The organism is Micromonospora sp. RTBAU3-60 (assembly GCF_054963695.1).
On record NZ_JBUEGB010000075.1, the window covers coordinates 1 to 16,334 of the forward strand.

General features: G+C 69.2%; 13 protein-coding genes and 1 pseudogene. 6 read left to right on the forward strand and 8 right to left on the reverse strand.

Annotation, left to right across the window (positions count from 1 at the left end; translation table 11 throughout):
* From ACY34I_RS34830 to ACY34I_RS34840, 3 genes and pseudogenes are all read right to left on the reverse strand, one after another.
* Positions 1-182: pseudogene (locus ACY34I_RS34830) on the reverse strand (ISL3 family transposase); the annotation flags it as partial.
* A gap of 478 nt (positions 183-660) precedes the next feature.
* Positions 661-1,488, reverse strand: a complete 828-nt coding sequence (locus ACY34I_RS34835; RefSeq protein WP_462759406.1) for a DUF6880 family protein — start codon at positions 1,486-1,488, stop codon at positions 661-663.
* Positions 1,451-1,891 carry a hypothetical protein gene (locus ACY34I_RS34840; protein WP_462759407.1) on the reverse strand — a complete coding sequence of 147 codons (441 nt, stop codon included), beginning with the start codon at positions 1,889-1,891 and terminating at the stop codon, positions 1,451-1,453. The genes ACY34I_RS34835 and ACY34I_RS34840 overlap by 38 nt, the downstream gene beginning before the upstream one ends.
* A 61-nt stretch (positions 1,892-1,952) precedes the next feature.
* Between ACY34I_RS34840 and ACY34I_RS34845 the strand changes: the two genes are divergently transcribed.
* Positions 1,953-2,309, forward strand: coding sequence for a hypothetical protein (locus tag ACY34I_RS34845; protein WP_462759408.1), 357 nt, complete (start codon positions 1,953-1,955; stop codon positions 2,307-2,309).
* Between the two features lie 7 nt (positions 2,310-2,316).
* Here the strand turns inward: ACY34I_RS34845 and ACY34I_RS34850 are convergent, their stop codons facing one another.
* A complete protein-coding gene (locus ACY34I_RS34850) occupies positions 2,317-3,459 on the reverse strand; it encodes a hypothetical protein (RefSeq protein ID WP_462759409.1) in 1,143 nt (380 codons plus the stop codon).
* Positions 3,460-4,174: 715 nt separating this feature from the next.
* Here ACY34I_RS34850 and ACY34I_RS34855 point away from each other — a divergent pair.
* From ACY34I_RS34855 to ACY34I_RS34865, 3 genes are all read left to right on the forward strand, one after another.
* On the forward strand, positions 4,175-6,907 hold the full coding sequence (locus ACY34I_RS34855; protein ID WP_462759410.1) for a LuxR C-terminal-related transcriptional regulator: 2,733 nt from the start codon (positions 4,175-4,177) through the stop codon (positions 6,905-6,907).
* A gap of 130 nt (positions 6,908-7,037) precedes the next feature.
* Positions 7,038-7,532 (forward strand): SRPBCC domain-containing protein, encoded by a 495-nt coding sequence (locus tag ACY34I_RS34860; protein ID WP_462759411.1) that lies wholly within the window; start codon positions 7,038-7,040, stop codon positions 7,530-7,532.
* Between the two features lie 80 nt (positions 7,533-7,612).
* Positions 7,613-8,914: an SGNH/GDSL hydrolase family protein gene (locus tag ACY34I_RS34865; protein WP_462759412.1), complete on the forward strand. Its 1,302-nt coding sequence runs from the start codon at positions 7,613-7,615 to the stop codon at positions 8,912-8,914.
* Between the two features lie 310 nt (positions 8,915-9,224).
* Here the strand turns inward: ACY34I_RS34865 and ACY34I_RS34870 are convergent, their stop codons facing one another.
* The 3 genes from ACY34I_RS34870 to ACY34I_RS34880 are packed head-to-tail and all read right to left on the reverse strand — an operon-like array spanning position 9,225 to position 12,865.
* Positions 9,225-9,836, reverse strand: coding sequence for a DUF2306 domain-containing protein (locus ACY34I_RS34870; protein WP_462759429.1), 612 nt, complete (start codon positions 9,834-9,836; stop codon positions 9,225-9,227).
* Between the two features lie 25 nt (positions 9,837-9,861).
* The gene (locus tag ACY34I_RS34875; RefSeq protein WP_462759413.1) at positions 9,862-10,473 is read right to left on the reverse strand and encodes a response regulator; all 612 of its coding nucleotides are present in this window, start codon (positions 10,471-10,473) and stop codon (positions 9,862-9,864) included.
* A 43-nt stretch (positions 10,474-10,516) separates the two neighbouring features.
* Entirely contained in the window at positions 10,517-12,865 is a 2,349-nt protein-coding gene (locus tag ACY34I_RS34880) for a TOTE conflict system archaeo-eukaryotic primase domain-containing protein (protein ID WP_462759414.1), read from the reverse strand.
* A gap of 60 nt (positions 12,866-12,925) precedes the next feature.
* Here ACY34I_RS34880 and ACY34I_RS34885 point away from each other — a divergent pair, with 60 nt between their 5' ends.
* Entirely contained in the window at positions 12,926-13,237 is a 312-nt protein-coding gene (locus ACY34I_RS34885; protein ID WP_462759415.1) for a hypothetical protein, read from the forward strand.
* Between the two features lie 5 nt (positions 13,238-13,242).
* On the forward strand, positions 13,243-14,391 hold the full coding sequence (locus tag ACY34I_RS34890; RefSeq protein WP_462759416.1) for a hypothetical protein: 1,149 nt from the start codon (positions 13,243-13,245) through the stop codon (positions 14,389-14,391).
* A 663-nt stretch (positions 14,392-15,054) separates the two neighbouring features.
* Here the strand turns inward: ACY34I_RS34890 and ACY34I_RS34895 are convergent.
* Positions 15,055-16,332, reverse strand: a complete 1,278-nt coding sequence (locus ACY34I_RS34895) for an SGNH/GDSL hydrolase family protein (protein ID WP_462759417.1) — start codon at positions 16,330-16,332, stop codon at positions 15,055-15,057.
* Positions 16,333-16,334 lie beyond the last annotated feature (2 nt).

Consider the following 16,334-nt stretch of genomic DNA (forward strand, 5'->3'; position numbering starts at 1 on the left):
GCCGTCCGCCAGTGATAGCCGTGGACCCGTCCCGACGAGGCCCCGCACATCGGGCAGACCCCGGTGTCCTGCGGCGTCCGGGCCCGCACCACGATCCGCTCACCCTCGTCGACCACGTCCTCGACGATCAGCGGGGACAGCCCCGAGAACACCGCCTGTACAAGCTCGTTGAAATCCTCCATATGGGAGTCGGCGACGCCTCGCCACCCTTCGTCACCACCGAATGTGAGACAGGGCCGTTAACTTGACACTCCCCCCGCTCGTCGCTGACCCGCTCGGCGAAGTCGGCCATGTCGCGGTGCCAGCCTGTTGGGGGCAACGCCTCGATTGGGACCATGTCGAGTTCGTCGAGATCTACGAGCGTCTTCCCGTCGATGCCGCAGTCTGCCGTCCAGATCATGATCTCCCCCGCTGGCCGGATCAATGAGCCAGCGATACTCGTACGTTCTCTTGTCCTGCAGCGCCCTTGCGATCTCATCGAGATTGAGGTGGCGTACGTCGAGCATGGTGTCCGCTCCCGCCGCCGTGGTCGTCTGCAACTGCGGTAGGTCCGCTTCCCTCTTGACCGCGAGACTGCCGGCCCGGCCGATTATCAGCACGGAGACCCGAGGCCGTGAGGCGACTACTGCTCCAGCAACTTGGCACAGGGAGACCGGGCAGCTACAGCCCAGCGGCGTCGAGCGTCTTGAGGAACGTCGGCCGGCGCTTGTGCGCGATGCGCAGCTCCGCGACGTACCGCCCGAACGCCCCAGGTTCTCTTGCCGCCTCGTACGCCGTCTGCAGGGCGGGGAGCAACGCGACGGCCCGTCGGTAGCGCCGCTTGTCGGCCGAGTCGAGGATCGCCTGCTCGATGAGGTCCCGGTACGGCTGGATCACCTCCTCCGGATGCGTCGCGGCCCGTCTCTGCAGCAGGGTCTGCCACTGCGGCCCGTCGAGCCACCGCCGTTGGTGCAGGGCCACCTGCCAGGCATCGTCGTCACGACCCGCCGCCAGCAGCACGTCAACCAGCTCCGGGGCGTACGTCGGCTGCTGGTCAACCCGGTCGCGCAGCACCTGTATCGCCCACGCCGTCGGGTCGTCGCCGCCGACCGTCGCCATGGTGTCGATCAAGGATCGGTAACCCGCGGCGGTGGGATGCCGGGCGAACTCCTCCCGCCGGACCCCTACGGCACCCAATGTGTGACCAGCGGTGACGAGCATGTCGACCAAAAGATCACGGAGCCGGTCGGTGTACGGAGAGCCCGTGTTGGCGGCCACGCCCCGCCGGGCCCAATCGATAGCCTCATCCCCGCGGCCGGCGGCACGTAACGCCTCGGCGATCCGCTGGTACTGCACGGCGTTGGTGAGGTGTTCGGCCAGCACGGCGACGTACCGGTCGACGTCGCCCGACACCTCGGCGAGCTGCTCACGCAGGTCCCGCACCGCGAACGCGGCGATCCACGACTCCGGGTCAGCGACGCGCGCCCGCTCGGCGACCAGCCGCTCCACCTCGGCGATCCCCCGCTCCCCCAGCGCTGAAGCGAAAGTCGGCCAGCCGGACCCGCGGCCAGCCGGGACTGTCGCACTCCAACTTCACCAGCCAACCGGCCAAGCTGACCGGATTCGGCAGTGCCGCCGCACAGGCCTTCGCATACAGGTCCATGAGCTCCTGCAGGTCGTCACCGACGATCCCGGACGAGTCGTCCATATACATCAGCGCCCGCGTGACGCGATCGACGGCCTTGCGCAACACGGGCAACGCGAGATCCGCCCGCCCCACGGCGACCAACCGAGCACCCTCCTCGGCCACCTGACGGACGGTCTGCGAATACTCCCGCCGCCGCCGGTAGGGATCGCGCCGGCGATCCCAGCGCAGCCGGTCCACCAACACCGTCAGCTCATCACCAGTCACCGGCCCATCTCAGCAGACCGCGATCCCGAGCTCGGGAACGCGCCGCCCTATTGTGTGGGGCGTGCCGAATGACCAGGGCCTGGACAACGCGATCGAGACGATCATCGTCGACGCCTACGGCGCCGACGAGCAGCACAGCGCGTTCCTCACCGTGATCGAGGACGAGATCCACCTGCCCACCGCAGCAGCTCTGCTCGGCACCCCGGTCACCGTCACCTCCATCGACTACGAAAACGAGGCACACGGCATCGTCGCCACCTGCCACGGCCCGCACGGCGTGGGCGAGGTCACCTTCGCCGACCTGGCGTTCCCGCCGGACACGGTCACCGCCTGGATCCATGCCGCCTACCGGCGCTACCTCGACCTCACGCCGTTCCCGGCCCGGCCGAGGCCCGAATGGACCTGGCCCAGCACCTGACGGTGCCTCAGCGCCGGCGAGCGTACCCGGCCAGCCGCTCACTGACCGGGCTGACCCGCGGCCGCGGCGCCCGCCGAAAATACTCCGGCTTGTACGCGCGCAGAAGCTCCTCGCCGTCGCGGACCCAGTCGAAACGCGCCTTCTTCAACAGTCGCCGAAACACCACACTGGCCCGCTCGGGATCACGCTCCGCCAGCCGCCGCAGCACCAGCGGGGCGACGCTGTCATCCTGCAGGTACGCCAGCGTGTGCTCACGGTAACGGCGGCGGCGCAACAGGTCCGGATCCGCGAACGCCGCCTCCACCAGCCCGAACTCGGCGTAGAAACCCAACCCGTCGACCTCGTCGTAGATCATCGCCACCGTCTCCGCGTCCACGACATCCGACGGCAACTCCAACACCGGCGGGTCACCGGCCGCCATTGAGGACGGGGTGCCAGACAACTCGGCACGGCAGAAAGCATGGTAATCGGCCATCCGGTCCACTACCTGATCGCCGGCCACCACCACCAGATCGCTGCCGAAGAACCGCACGAACCTGTCCCGGTCCTGGCGTTGCACCTCCCAAGCCTGGGCCAGCTTCTCCGGGTTCCGGTACACCGCCTCCGGCGCGCGCAGCGACAGCTCCAACGCCATCTCGTACGCAACGTCCCGCTCTTGCGCCCGCCACACGTTCATCGGGCCGCTGATCATCCACTCCTCGCCCACCGCCACCAGCCGAGCGAGCAGAAACGACCGAGGCGGCGTACGCCGGAACACCGACGGACCCATGTTGGAACGCACGCGATAGGTCAACTCATCAACGAGGTTCACCACCACCAGCGCAGCCCCGTCGCGCCCCTGCACCTCGAACGGCCCCTGCACCACGTCCCGCCACCCCAGCAGCATCCGCCGCTCCAGCTCGGGCAACTCCGGGCGCGCGGCGACGAACTGCTCCACCACCGTCCGGCCGTTTCGCAGCCGATGCTCCAGGACGAAGTAATCCCACAAGATCATCAGGGTGTGCTCGTCGAGCAGACCCCGACCGCCATGCTGGCTCGCGAGCACATCGTCGAACGCCCGGTCGTAGCGCGGCTGCTGCGAGAACGCCACCAGCTGCCGCTTCAACTCACCCGCACGACTCAACAGATCATCATGAACAGTGACCGGCACGCCTGTTCATACCACGACCCGACTCCCCCGGTATCCGACACACCGCCCAGCCGCCACCTCACCGAGCCCGCGACAGGCGCTCTCCGACGACCGTGCCGCATGCAGAAGTTCCTCGATCTACCGAAGCCACAGCCGCCGGCGCCTGCAGCACATGACGCGAAATCAAGGAAGCAACGTGCCGGTGCATCCGCGATCGGCGTGAAGCCGCAGGTCGGAGCGGGTGAACGCGAGCAGGACCGACGGCCAATCCGCAGCGCGGTTACCGCAGTCGAAGATCATCCGTTACCGGATGTTACCGCCGTTACCCGGGAAGATCTCCATCTCCCCGAGTCAACCGGTCGGGACGGCCGGATTTGAACCGACGACCCCTTGACCCCCAGTAGTCCGGTGGCCCAGCGGCATGCTCACGCACGTTTGCCCAGGTCGCCTCAAGCATAAACCGGCCGAGTATAGGAGTCGTCGCACCACTCCCCAGCCCCATCGGCTCCCCTGCCAAGCAGCGTCCACGTTCTTCTGGTCCGTGTACGGCGATCACTACATCGAGATGATCAAGGGACATCTCCTCAGTCCCGAAAACCATACCGAGCAGGAGAGGGCGAGCCCGCAGGCAACCGATGCATGCGGCACCTCCCGCCGCCGGCCGCTCGGCGGTGTGGCGGGACGTGACGGATCGGGCCGGCATCAGTGATGATGAAGCGGTGAGGGGGCTGTGACGGTGGAGATCGAGGTTTCGGCACGGGAAGCCGAGGTGCTCGCTCTACTGAAGGAGCGGTGCAGCAACGCCGAGATCGGGCAGCGGCTGTTCATCTCTGTTCGTACCGTTGAAAGCCACGTCTCGTCATTGCTGCGCAAGTATGGCGTCGCCGATCGGCACGATTTGTCGGCACTGGCATCGACCGCCTCGGTGGCGGCGACGAACCGGGCGGACGCCGTCGTCGCCGGGCTCCCCGTACCGCGGACCACCTTCGTCGGTCGCCGGCAGGAGCGGGAGTCACTGTCCAGAACGCTACGCGACGCCCGGCTGGTCACACTGGTGGGTGCCGGCGGGGTGGGAAAGACTCGACTCGCCGTCGAAGTGGCGGCCGAGATAGCGTCCCGGTTTCCGGCCGGCGGCGCCTTCGTCGACCTGGTGCCGGTGCGCGACGGCTCCGTGCCCCAGGCCGTCGCCGCCGCGCTCGGCCTCACCCCTACCCCGCGCCAGCCCTTGTCCGAGGCGATAAAGGACGAACTCGGCGCGCAGCGGTCGCTGCTGGTGCTGGACAACTGCGAACATCTGCTGGACGCGGTGGCGGCCTTCGTCGAGCAGGTCCTCAGTGGGTGCCCCGGCGTCACCGTATTCGCCACCAGCCGGGAACGGTTGGGGGTGCCTGGGGAGCAGGCCGTGCAGGTGCTGCCGCTGCCCGAGCCCGATGGACGGGCACTCTTCGACGACCGCGCCCGGGCCGCCGGCGCCGACGTGCCCGGCGACCCGACGGAGGTCGGTGAGCTCTGCGCCCGGCTCGACAACGTACCGCTGGCGATCGAGCTTGCCGCTGCCCGCAGCGCCTCACTGGGAGTGGAAGGGTTGCTCTCGGCGTTCACCGATCCGCTGCGGGTGTTGACCGGCGTGCGACACGCCGATCAGCGGCACCGCTCGCTGCGGGCCGTTCTGGACTGGAGTTACGGCCTGCTGGAGCCAGCCGAGCAGAGGCTGTTGCGGCACCTTTCCGTGTTCGTGGGTGGGTTCGACCTGGCCGCTGCGGTCCGGGTGCCGCTGGTGGGCGATGTGGCCGAGGCCGCCGACCTGCTCGGCCGACTGGTGGAGAAGAGCCTGGTGACCCGTGACCGGGATATGCGTCGCTGGCGGATGCTGGGTACGGTCCGGGCGTTCGCGCGGGAACAACTCGTCGCCGACCCGGTCCGGGGTGAGGTGTTCGACCGGTACCTCGAATGGGCGACATCGGCGGCCACCGAGCTCGTCGGGCGGTTAAACGGTGTGTGGCGCGAGGACTTCGACCTCGTTGCCGACGATTTGCGGGCAGCGCTGCTCGGCCCTCGCAGCGGCGTCGGCTCGGCCCCGCACCAGCTGGCTCGGTCGCTCGGTCGCCTGACGTTCGCCCGTCGTTTCCTGGCCGAGTCCCTGGATTGTTACCGGCAGGCGGCCGCACGTGCACCGAGCCCTACCGAGGCGGTGGCGGACCTGCGCAACGCGGCGGACTGCGCGCTGGTGGGCGCCACGACCGGACAGCAGGTGCTGGACCTGATGCTGACCTGCGCGGACCTTGCCGGGGCGGCCGGCGACGGCAACGCCCAGGCGCTTGCGCTGGCCCGGGTGGTCGAGATGGTCCACCGGTTCGATGGGCGCATCAGCAGCGACATGTCACGCGAACGGCTGGCCGTCTTGCTGGAACGGGCCCGAGCCGCCGGCAACCCCGCCGATCCCGCGGTCGCCGCCGCCGTGGCGATCGCCGAGGCGTGGTACGCCGGAGGCCGCCGGTACCACCCGGACCCGGATCTCGCCGCCGTCGCCGCTGCGGCCGCTCGTCGCAGCGGCGTGCCGGTGTTGGTCAGCGCGGGTCTGGACCTACTGGGCACGGCTGCGGCGCAGGCCGGACGACCAACCGAGGCGCGGCGGATCGGGGCGGAGCGGTTCGCGCTGCTGAGTGCGCTCGACCCCACCGACCCGCAGGCGGCACCGGAGATCGGTGACACCTTCCACGTCGCGGCCACCGTTGCGTTCCAGGCCGGTGACCTGCCCGCCGCACTGAACGTCGCGCGACGGATGATCGATGACGACCTGCTCGGAGGCCGTACTCATGCCATCGGCAGCCTCGTGCCAGCCCTGGCGCTCACCGGTGAACTCGACGAGTCGCTGACGCAGGCGGAGGCCTTGTGGGAGGGGTGGCAGCGGGTCGGCCGCCCACCGACGGGGGACGTCGCGGGCGCCATGGCGTTCGCCATGCTGGCGTGCGGGTTCCGAGGCGATCGGGAAGGCCTGTCGCGGTGGCGGAACCGGCTGGCGGCGAGCGCCTCCGCCGCCGGGATCGAACTGTCCGCACTCGCGTCGGTGGTGTACACGGACTGTCGCACCGCCCTCCACCTCGGTGAGTTCGACGACGCGTCCCGGCTGGTCGGGTTGGCATTCAACGCCTTTCCCGGCTACCGGTACGAGACGTACGCCCGCGTCGCCGCCGCGGAGCTGGCGGTCGCCGCCGGCTTGCCGGACGCGGCGCGGCGCCTCACGCTCGCCGAGGAGGCGATCACCGAGAACGTGTGGGCGAACGCCTGCCTGGCCCGGGCTCGGGGGCGGTTGACTGGGGACGTCGAGGCGTTCGCCGCGGCGCTGGCCGGGTTTCAGCGGGTTGGAGCCCGCATCGAGTACGCCTGCACGCTGGTGCTCCTGCCTGGCCGGGAGGCCGAGGGCCGAGCCGAGCTGAGGTCGCTGGGTCTGCCGGCAATGGGAGGCTGACCGCCGTCCCCGCTCCGTGGTGCGTTCCGTGGTCGACTCCGTGTGGCCACCGATGTGCCGGCGAGCCGCGCGGCGGAGGCTGATCACCGACGGCAACGCCATCCCGGCGTTCGTGATCACAGGAGTGGCTATGACGGGCACGGTGCAACACCCAGGTGAACTGGTTCAGCGCATTTATCTCAAAGCCAGCCCCGAGGAGGTCTGGGCCGCGCTCACCCGTTCGGAACTGACCAAGCGTTACGGGTACGGGGGTCGGATCGACATCGACCCGCGCCCAGGTGGCGCCTACCGCGGCTACGCGAGCGAAGCCATGGTCGGCAGCGGGGTCGACATGGTCATTATCGAGGGCGAGATCATCGAGGCTGAACCCGACCGGCGGCTCGCCCTGACCTGGCGGATGACCGCCGACCCCGCCATGGCGGCCGAAGGACCCACCCGACTTACGTACGACATCGGCCAGGACGAGCGCGGGCTGACCACCCTGACCGTCACGCACGACCTCACCGGGACTCCACACACCGCGGCACTGGTCACCGGCGCCACCCCAGGCACCGGGGGCGGTTGGTCCTTCGTGCTCAGCGACCTCAAGTCGCTGTTGGAGACCGGCGCCGGCATCGCCGGCTGACCGAAGCGGGGCCGGCGTAGCCCTCACGCCGGCCCGGCCAGCACCCATCCCCGTCAGCAACCGCCTGCAAAGGAACACCTATGAGACATCCAAAGCTTCAACCGTTCGCAGCCGGCGTCGCGGCAGCACTGTTCCTGGCCGCGCCCGCCCAGGCTGCGCCCGGCCAGGTGCTGGTGGCGCGGTCCGGCCATGCTGGCCCACCCTCTGCCGGCTGGCGGGCGGCGTGGACCGCCGCCGCCCACCACTCCTTCGAAGGGTTCGGAACGCCGAACTGGTCAGTCAACGGCTTCGCAGACCAGTCACTGCGGCAGGTGGTCCGGGTCAGCGCCGGCGGCTCGACTGTACGGGTACGACTGTCCAACCGCTTCGGCGACCGACCACTGAAGGTGACCGGCGCAACGATCGCGCACGCCGCAGGCGGAGCGGCCGTACAACCCGGCAGCCTCCGCTCGTTGACCTTCGCCCGATCGACGACCACAACCATTCCCCCCGGAGGCGAGCTCACCTCCGACCCCGCGCCGCTGCCGACACGCGCGCTGGACTCACTCGCGGTGACGCTGTACTTCGCCGGCCCCACCGGCCCGGCGACCGTCCACGAGAACGCGACGGCCACCACCTACCGAAACGCCGGCGACCGGCGGTTCGATCCCCAAGCCGGCGCGTTCACCGAGACCAGCACATCCTGGTACTTCCTCACCGGCATCGACACAGCTGGCCAGCCAGGACGCACCCACGGCGTGGTAGTGACGTTCGGCGACTCGATCACCGACGGGTACGGCACCACGGTCGACGCCGACAACCGGTATCCGGATGAGCTGGCCGAACGGCTCGCCTCCGATCGTCGGCCGGTGAGCGTGGTGAACTCCGGTATCAACGGCAACAAACTGCTTGCGGACTCGACCTGTTTCGGCGAAGCGGGCGTGTCCCGGTTCGGCCGGGACGCGCTGGACCAACCGGGAGTCCGCGCTGTGATCGTCCTCGAGGGCGTCAACGACATCGGTGGCGGCGGCTACCCGGACTTCGGCTGCGGCGCGTCCCCCGTGGTGACTGCCGAACAGCTCATCGACGGGCTCCGGCAGCTGATCCAGGCGGCGCACGCCCGGGGCGTGCGAATCATCGGAGCCACCATGCTGCCGATGAAGGATGCGTTCGGCTATGACACGCCCGCTAACGAGGCGGTCCGCGACGCCGTGAACACCTGGATCCGCAACGGCGGCGAGTACGACGCAGTGGCCGACCTAGACCGGGCGCTCGCCGACCCGGCAGACGGGGATGCGCTGCGGCCAACCTACGACTCCGGCGACCACCTGCACCCCAACGACGCCGGCGCCGCCGCGATCGCAGCGGTCATCGCACCTCTGCTTATCCACACCGGCCGGTAGTCCGAGGCCGCTGGAGTACCCGGCAGACGGTTCGGACCGCCTGCCGGGCACTGAGGTGTCACCGGACGGCCCAGTCATCGACAGCGGCAGGCCGCGCGTCGTAGGTGAGGTTGTTGGTGCCGCCCGAGCCGGAGAACGACTTCATCCGGCCGGCCAGGTCGTAGTCGAGACGGCCAGGACGTAGCCGATCTCGCGGCTTTCGATGTCAGCGCGCAGACCCGGGTCGGCGCCGTAAACCTCGTCGCCGGTCACCCACCCGAACGGGACGCCGGCGTCCCAGCGCGGCGGCGATCAAAATCAAACAGCTACCTCAAGCTGAGTACGTACGAAACATGGGCCATCGGATGAGGGCTTCGGCGATGGCCAGATTGACGATCCAGCCGGCGGTTTGACCGACCGGAATCATGGCGGTGGCGTTCTCAGCGAGCGGTCCGGCGTGGTCTCCGGCGAACGCGGCACGGAGCAACAGAATTAGGGGTACGAGGAGGCGTGCGGTGACGGCGAGGAAGGTCAGCGCGTAGTCGCGGATCATCCAGTCGTGGTGGCCGGTGAAATCGTGGCGGCGGGCGGACCGGTATGCGAGCCAGCCCGTGATCAGCCATAGGACGGCCGCCGTGATGAGACCGATCTGGGTCAGCAAGCGTCCGGACCACGCTGCGACCGGCACCGCGGTGACCGCCGCCGGCAACACCCCGCCGAGTAGGTAGACACGTCCGATCGAGCGATGCACTCGTCGGTGAGCGCGTACCGCCGGAATGAATTGCAGCGGTCCCAGCACCAGCGCCACCGCAGCGGTGAAGACGTGCATCACCAGGACGGCATAGTGCACGGCGCCACTCACATCGAGGCGGCTGTCGTCGATGTCGAGGCTCAGGTACGGCGCGATGAGAATCAGGCCGACGACAGCCGCGACGACGAACATCACCCAGACCACACTTCGACGCATGTCAGCGGTCCACCGTGAGGCCGGCGCGGACGCCGATGACGACGAGCTGGGCACGCGTACGAGCGTCCAGTTTCATCATCGCCCGGCTCACGTGGGTGCGTACGGTCGCGGGGCTCAGGGAGAGTTCCCGCGCAATCTGCTCGTTGGTATGACCGGTCGTCACCCAGGCCACGATCTCCCGCTCGCGGTCGGTCAGCGTGTCGATGCCGGTGACCACCCCGCCGGGCTGGAGGAACAGCGACACCACCCGCCGGGTCACCGACGGCGACAGCAACGCCTCGCCGGCCGCCGCCACCCGGATCGCCCGGATCAGGTCGGCCGGGGCGGTGTCCTTCAAGACGAAGCCGGCGGCCCCGGCCCGCAGCGCCTCGAAGATGTACCGGTCGATCTCGAAGGTGGTCACCATGATCACCCGGAGGCCCGCGAGATCCGGCTCGCCCGCGATCGCCCGCAGCGTCGCGAGGCCATCCATGCCGGGCATCCGGATGTCCAGCAGCAGCACGTCCGGATGGACGTGGCGGATCATCCGCAGCGTGTCCTGCCCGGAGGCCGGCTCGTGGGTGTCGGGGTCGGACTCGGTGCCGACCCCGTCCCGGGAGACTGCCGTAATCACGCGCGAAGCAGGGTGATTGCGAGGTCGAGGGATTCCGGTGCGCTCACGCCTTGGAGAAGCCGAGTGCTCGGTATCCGGGCATGCGGCGTTGAAGTGAGGCGGCGAGGATGGGGGTGGCCGGGTCGTGGTAGTCGTGGACCTCGGCGGCGTCCTTGCCGGGTGCCGTCCGGATCACGCGCCCGGCGCACTGGATGAGCAGCCCGTCGTAGGAGATCGGGCCGGCGAGGAAGAGGGTGTCGAGCGCTGGGGCGTCGAAGCCTTCGCCGATGAACGGTGTGGTGCCGATGACGAGGAGGCCATCACCGGCTTTGGCTTCGCCGAGTCGGTCGACGGCGGTTCGCCGGTCGGTGGTGCTCATCGCTCCTTGGAGTACGAGTGCCTGGTGTCCGCGCGCCGCGCGCATCGCGGCGAGGGCGTTGACGTGGGCGATCCGCCGGGTGAGGACGAGACAGTTGCGCCCGCGCGTGAGGGCTGCGGCGACGTCGTCGGCGATCTGGGTGTTGCGCGTCTGGTCGAGGGCCAGGCATCGGTGGATCTCGGCGAGTGCGCCCGGTTCGTTCAGGTCCACGTCGCCGGCGCGGAACGTGGTGTCGTGGACGTGCAGCATTCGTCGTGGTCCGGCATCAACCGCCATCGCGGCCGCGATGGTGCCCTGCTCCTCGTCGGTCATGGTGTGCCGGATCGGGCCGAGCTGCCAGGTGACGAGTTGGCCTAGCCCGTCACGCCGGACGGGTGTGGCGGTGAGGCCGAGCCAGAACTGGGCGGCGATCCGTTTGACGGAGTGCTCGTACGCGGCGGCCGCGAGGTGGTGGCACTCGTCGATGATGACGTGCCCGTACCCCTGGGTGAGTGTGGTGATGTCGTCGCGCCTGGCCAGGGAGGGCAGTAGCGCGATGTCCACCGCTCCGGTGAGCTTGCGCCGGCCGCCGCCGAGTTGGCCGGGCCGGATGCCGAGGAACTGTTCGATGCGGGCACGCCACTGGTCGGCGAGGGCTTTGCGGTCGACGAGGACCAGGGTGGAGGTGCCGCGCTCGGCGATCACGGCGCAGGCCATGACGGTCTTGCCGGATCCGGGTGGGGCGACGAGCACACCGTCGTCGTGGGCGAGAAGCGCACCGACTGCGGTGCGCTGCTTGTCGGTGAGTTCGGCGGTGAACGCGGTGCCGATCTCGCGGCCCGGGTTTCGTCCGTCGGTGACGGCCAACCGCGATCCGGCGTGTTCGACGATCGCGGCGATCGTGTGGCGCAGGCCGCGCGGTAGTACCAGATGGTCGTCGAGGGTGAGGTCGTAGCCGCGGATGAATAGCGGGGTGTCCCAGGTGGACTTGCGCAGTCGCTGCAGTTCGTAGAACTTCGGGTTGGTCATGGCGGCGGCGTGCTTGAACGTCGCCAGCGCGGCCGGGGTGAGTTGCGCGGCGTCGAGGCTCAGCCCGGCACCGGCTTCCGCGTGCACCACTGGGGGCAGTGCAGGGTTTACTCGAGTCGCGGTGGACCGGCTCATCGCGGCGACGTCCGCGCCGGTGGTGGCAGGCTTCGCCTGCCGGGCGACGCGTTCCGCGTCGCTGGGGCTGAGCCGGTCCAGCGTCGACAGGAACGCCCACTGGTCCTCGTACGGCTCGAGCGTGCCGAGATCAAGGAACGTCGTCAGCCCGTCCTTGCGGCGCCGGCCCTGCAGCGGCGCGGCGATGAGGTTGCCGAAGCCGCCCTCGGGAAGGACGTCCTGGTTGGGAAACAGCCGATCGTACGACCGCAGGTCCATCGACCCGCGCAGCACCATCGCCTCGTGCAGCAGGGCGGTTCCGACGGCCCGCGCCGTCGTCGCTGGGACCACACCGGCGAAGAAGATCCACACGTGGGCACCGCGACCGGACTGGGAGATCTCCAATGCCGCCGGCACAGCGCTGGCCCGTGCCGCCTTGACGTAGGCGAGGGCGTCGAGCATCGCCGTCGGCCCGTCAAAGTCCGCCACCACGAAGTGGCAGGTATTGCCAGGTAGCAGCGGATACAGCCCCATGAACACGTCGCCGACGAGATGAGCGGCGACGACCTCCCCCGTACGGGGCAGGTAAGTGGCGCCGCGCCGGTCCATGCCCTTGCGCCAGCCGCCGGAGACGGCGGGCGTCCACCCGGCGGCGCCGGTGCGGGCGTTCTCCCACCGCACGGCATACACGTCGACGCGGGCCCGGAACCGGTCGGCGAACAGCGCCAGCTTGTCCGCCACCGGTGAGGCCATCGTGACCAAACCCGGCGCAGCGACCGGCGCGGACAGCTGCTCCGGCGCAGGAGCCGTGTCCTGACCGCGCAGTTCGAGCAGCCGTGACAGCCGGGCGTTCTCCGCCCGTAACCGCTGCAGCTCGCGGCGAAGACCCTCGAACTCGTCTACAGAACTCACCGGACCATCCTCGGATATCGGGCTTCGAACACCTCGGCACGCGTCCGCTATCCTGCGCCGATGGCATCGAAGCGGAGTGCGGTGCTCGAGGCGATGATCGAAGAGGCCACCGTCGACGCGTACGGCGACCACGAACAGCTCACCGGCCTGTTCACCATGCTCGAAGAGCATCTGACGGTGCCGTTTACCACCACCGTCCTCGGCATGGGGGTAATCGTGCAGAAGGTCGACCTCACCGCCGACAGCATCGTCGCCGTCTGCGCCCGGGGCCGACACCGGCAGAAGATCGACCTGCTCGACCTGCCGCTGCCCGCACCTGCACCGGACGGCGCCGCCTGGATCGACGCCTACCGACACTGGGCCGGGCGGTAGCCACAGTGAGCGAGTATCAGTACTACGAGTTCACCGCCATCGGCCGGCCCCTCACGACTCGCGAACAGGCCGAACTGCGGTCGCTGTCCACCCGGGCCGACATCACCGCCACCAGCTTCGTCAACACCTACGAGTGGGGCGACTTCAAGGGCGACCCGCGCAAGCTGATGGAGCGATACTTCGACGCGCACCTGTACGTGGCCAACTGGGGCACCCGCCAGGTCATGCTGCGGTTGCCGAAGCACGTGCTCGACCCCGCTATCGTCGCGCGCTACTGCGTCGGTGACAGTGCTTCCGCGTGGACCGCTGGTAATCACCTCATCGTCCATCTCCACCGGGAGGACGAGGACGGCATCGACGAGTGGGACCTCGACGGTCACGGCCTGCTTGCCTCGATCATCCCGGTGCGTGCCGCCCTCGCCGCCGGGGACAAGCGCCTGCTGTACCTGGGCTGGCTGCGCTGCGTACAGTCGCTGGAACTCGACGACGACGAACCCGAGCCGCCCGTCCCGACCGGGATGAGCACGCTCGACGCCTCGCTCACCGCGGTCGCCGAGTTCCTCTGCATCGCCCCTGATCTGATCGCGGCCGCGGCGGCCGCTTCGGCGCAGGCCACCGTCGAGCCACCCCCCGCGCAACTGCGCTCGTGGGTCACCAGACTCCCGGTCCGAGAAAAGGACGCCATCCTCGCCGACCTGGTCAGCGGCGGCCACGGTCACCTGCGCGACCGGCTGCTGCGCCGGTACCGCGACGAACACCTCCCGAACACATCCACCACGACCGCCCCACGCACCGCAGGCGAACTACTCGCCACCGCCGCACACCTCCGCGCAGAACGGGAACGCCAGGTCGCCGAGCAGCGTGAGCGGGACCGCATCCGCCAGGAACGGTCCGCGGCGGCCGCCCGGCAACGGCACCTCGACGCCCTCGCAGTCGATCAGCCCGCCGCGTGGCAGCGGATCAACGAACTCATCGCCACGAAGAAATCCCGCGACTACGACACAGCCGTACAGCTCCTCGTCGACCTGCGCGACCTCAGCGAACGCGACGGCGACAGCGCACCGTTCCGACAGCGGCTGGCCGAGCTTCGGACGGTGCACGCGCGTAAGCCCAGCCTGCTCGAACGCCTCGAACAGTCAGGTCTCGATGTGTGAGATAGTCCGGTCGACCGCCGTGCAGGCCCAGACCAACCTTCACCCCGTGCTGTAACTCGTGGCGGCCGGTCGGCTGCGGCGCAGCGAAACGACCCGCCGGCCCAAGGCGGGACTCGGGCTCGGCTGGCGTCGATCACCGTACCGCTCGCGCCGTTCTCCGCGGCCAACCGCCTCGATCCCGAGACCTTCCGCCCCGGCACTGATGGACCCGAGATCATCAAGACGGCGATCCGGGGCGGGTTCATTGAGTTACCCGGCAACGACCTGCCTGCATTAACACACCGCACCTTCGCCTTCCCGATCAACTCGCACCCTGGATACATCGATGCGACCATCTTCCTGGGTGGGGGCCACAACCCGGTCGACATCACCCGCATGGAGTTTGGCGGCCGATTCGCTGTACATCGACGTTGTGCTACATGCCGCGTTCGACTTCACCCAGGAAGGCGTCGAGATCGTGAACAGGTCAGCGGTCTTGCACGCCAACCTACAGTTCGAGCAGCTCGACTGACCCCGACCGAAGGCCGGCAGGCCAGCCGCACTCAACTCGACTTGACATCCTCCCGGCCCTTCAGGGCCGGGAGGATGTCAACCAGTGCTGCCGGGGCGCGGGTGGTCGCCCGCTGGTGGGCGTAGCGGACGCGCGCCTGGCGGCGCCGCGTATCAGGGACGCAGCAGCTTGAGGTCCACTGCTGCGGCCATAGCGGCGTACCCAGGGTCCTTCGGGTGCAGATGATCGCCGGAGTCGTATTCCGGGAGCAGCCGCAGCGGTTGGGCAGGATCGCGCAGCGCCGCGTCGAAGTCGACGACTGCGTCCAACTCACCGGACGTGCGGATCCACTGGTTGACCGACGCTCGCACCGCCTCGCGCTCAGGCGTCCACGCCGACCAGCCCTGGAATGGGGTGATGGTGGCGCCGACGACCCGCAGGCCACGGTCGTGAGCGCGCTGCACGACCTGCCGGTACGCCGCGATGATTTGCGTGGCGTCGTACTCCGACGGGTCCTGCTGGATGTCGTTCACGCCCTCGAACAGGAAGACGGTCTTCACTCCCGTCTGGGTCAGCGCGTCGCGTTCGAGCCGGGCGAGTGCGTTCACGCCGTACCCGGGGCTGCGGGCGTCGAGCAGCATCCGGTTGCCACCGATCCCGGCGTTGAGCACACCGAACCGATGCGGTCGCGGCTCGGCGAGCATTCGGTCGGCGAGATAGTCGGGCCAGCGATGGTCGGCGCCGGTGGTGGAGCCGCTGCCATCGGTGATGGAGTCGCCGACGAACGCCACCGACCCGTCGACATCCGTCTGCACGTCGAGGCCGTCGAGGAACCAGAAGGACCCGGTACGTCCGGGGAAGTCAGTGACGGCCTCAGCATGCGTCCGGTCGCCGGTCGCGATCCATCCGGTAGTGCGGGCGCCTCCGTGGTATGTCGCCGGACCGGTGGGTCCGGGCAGGTACATGCTGACGATCAGGTCACCGTCGTCGGGCACGGACAGACGTACGGGGTCCGACACGAGTTCTGCGCCGGCTGGCAGTCTGACGCTGGTGGCCCCGGCGAACGTGACGGGCGTCAGGGTCGCCGCATCGATGTCGCCGGGTTGTGCGCCGGGCCGGGCGAGGGTCGTGGACTGCACGACCAACGGCGTCTTGCCGTAGACGTTGGTCAGTCGCAGCCGCACCACGTCTCCACCGACGGAAACATGGATCCGCTGCCGCAGCGTTGTGTCGGTGAAGCCAGCCAGCGCCTGGCCGCTCTCCGGCACGGCCACGGCGGTGGCCCAGGTGCCCACCCAGGTGGTGGTTGCCGCAACCGCCGGGCCGGAAGTCGGCTCCGCCTGGGCGGATGCGCCGGCGAACATGCCGGTGCCTGCCAACGCTGCGGTGGCGACGACGGCGGCCCAGCGTCGGTCGCGGAACGCCGGGAGCATACGGGAAACATCGATCATGT

Coding starts and splice junctions, on each gene's coding strand:
- ACY34I_RS34860 (WP_462759411.1), top strand. CDS start 7,038: ATGACGGGCACGGTGCAACACCCAGGTGAACTGGTTCAGCGCATTTAT.
- ACY34I_RS34865 (WP_462759412.1), top strand. CDS start 7,613: ATGAGACATCCAAAGCTTCAACCGTTCGCAGCCGGCGTCGCGGCAGCA.
- ACY34I_RS34870 (WP_462759429.1), bottom strand. CDS start 9,836: ATGTTCGTCGTCGCGGCTGTCGTCGGCCTGATTCTCATCGCGCCGTAC.
- ACY34I_RS34885 (WP_462759415.1), top strand. CDS start 12,926: ATGGCATCGAAGCGGAGTGCGGTGCTCGAGGCGATGATCGAAGAGGCC.
- ACY34I_RS34895 (WP_462759417.1), bottom strand. CDS start 16,332: ATGATCGATGTTTCCCGTATGCTCCCGGCGTTCCGCGACCGACGCTGG.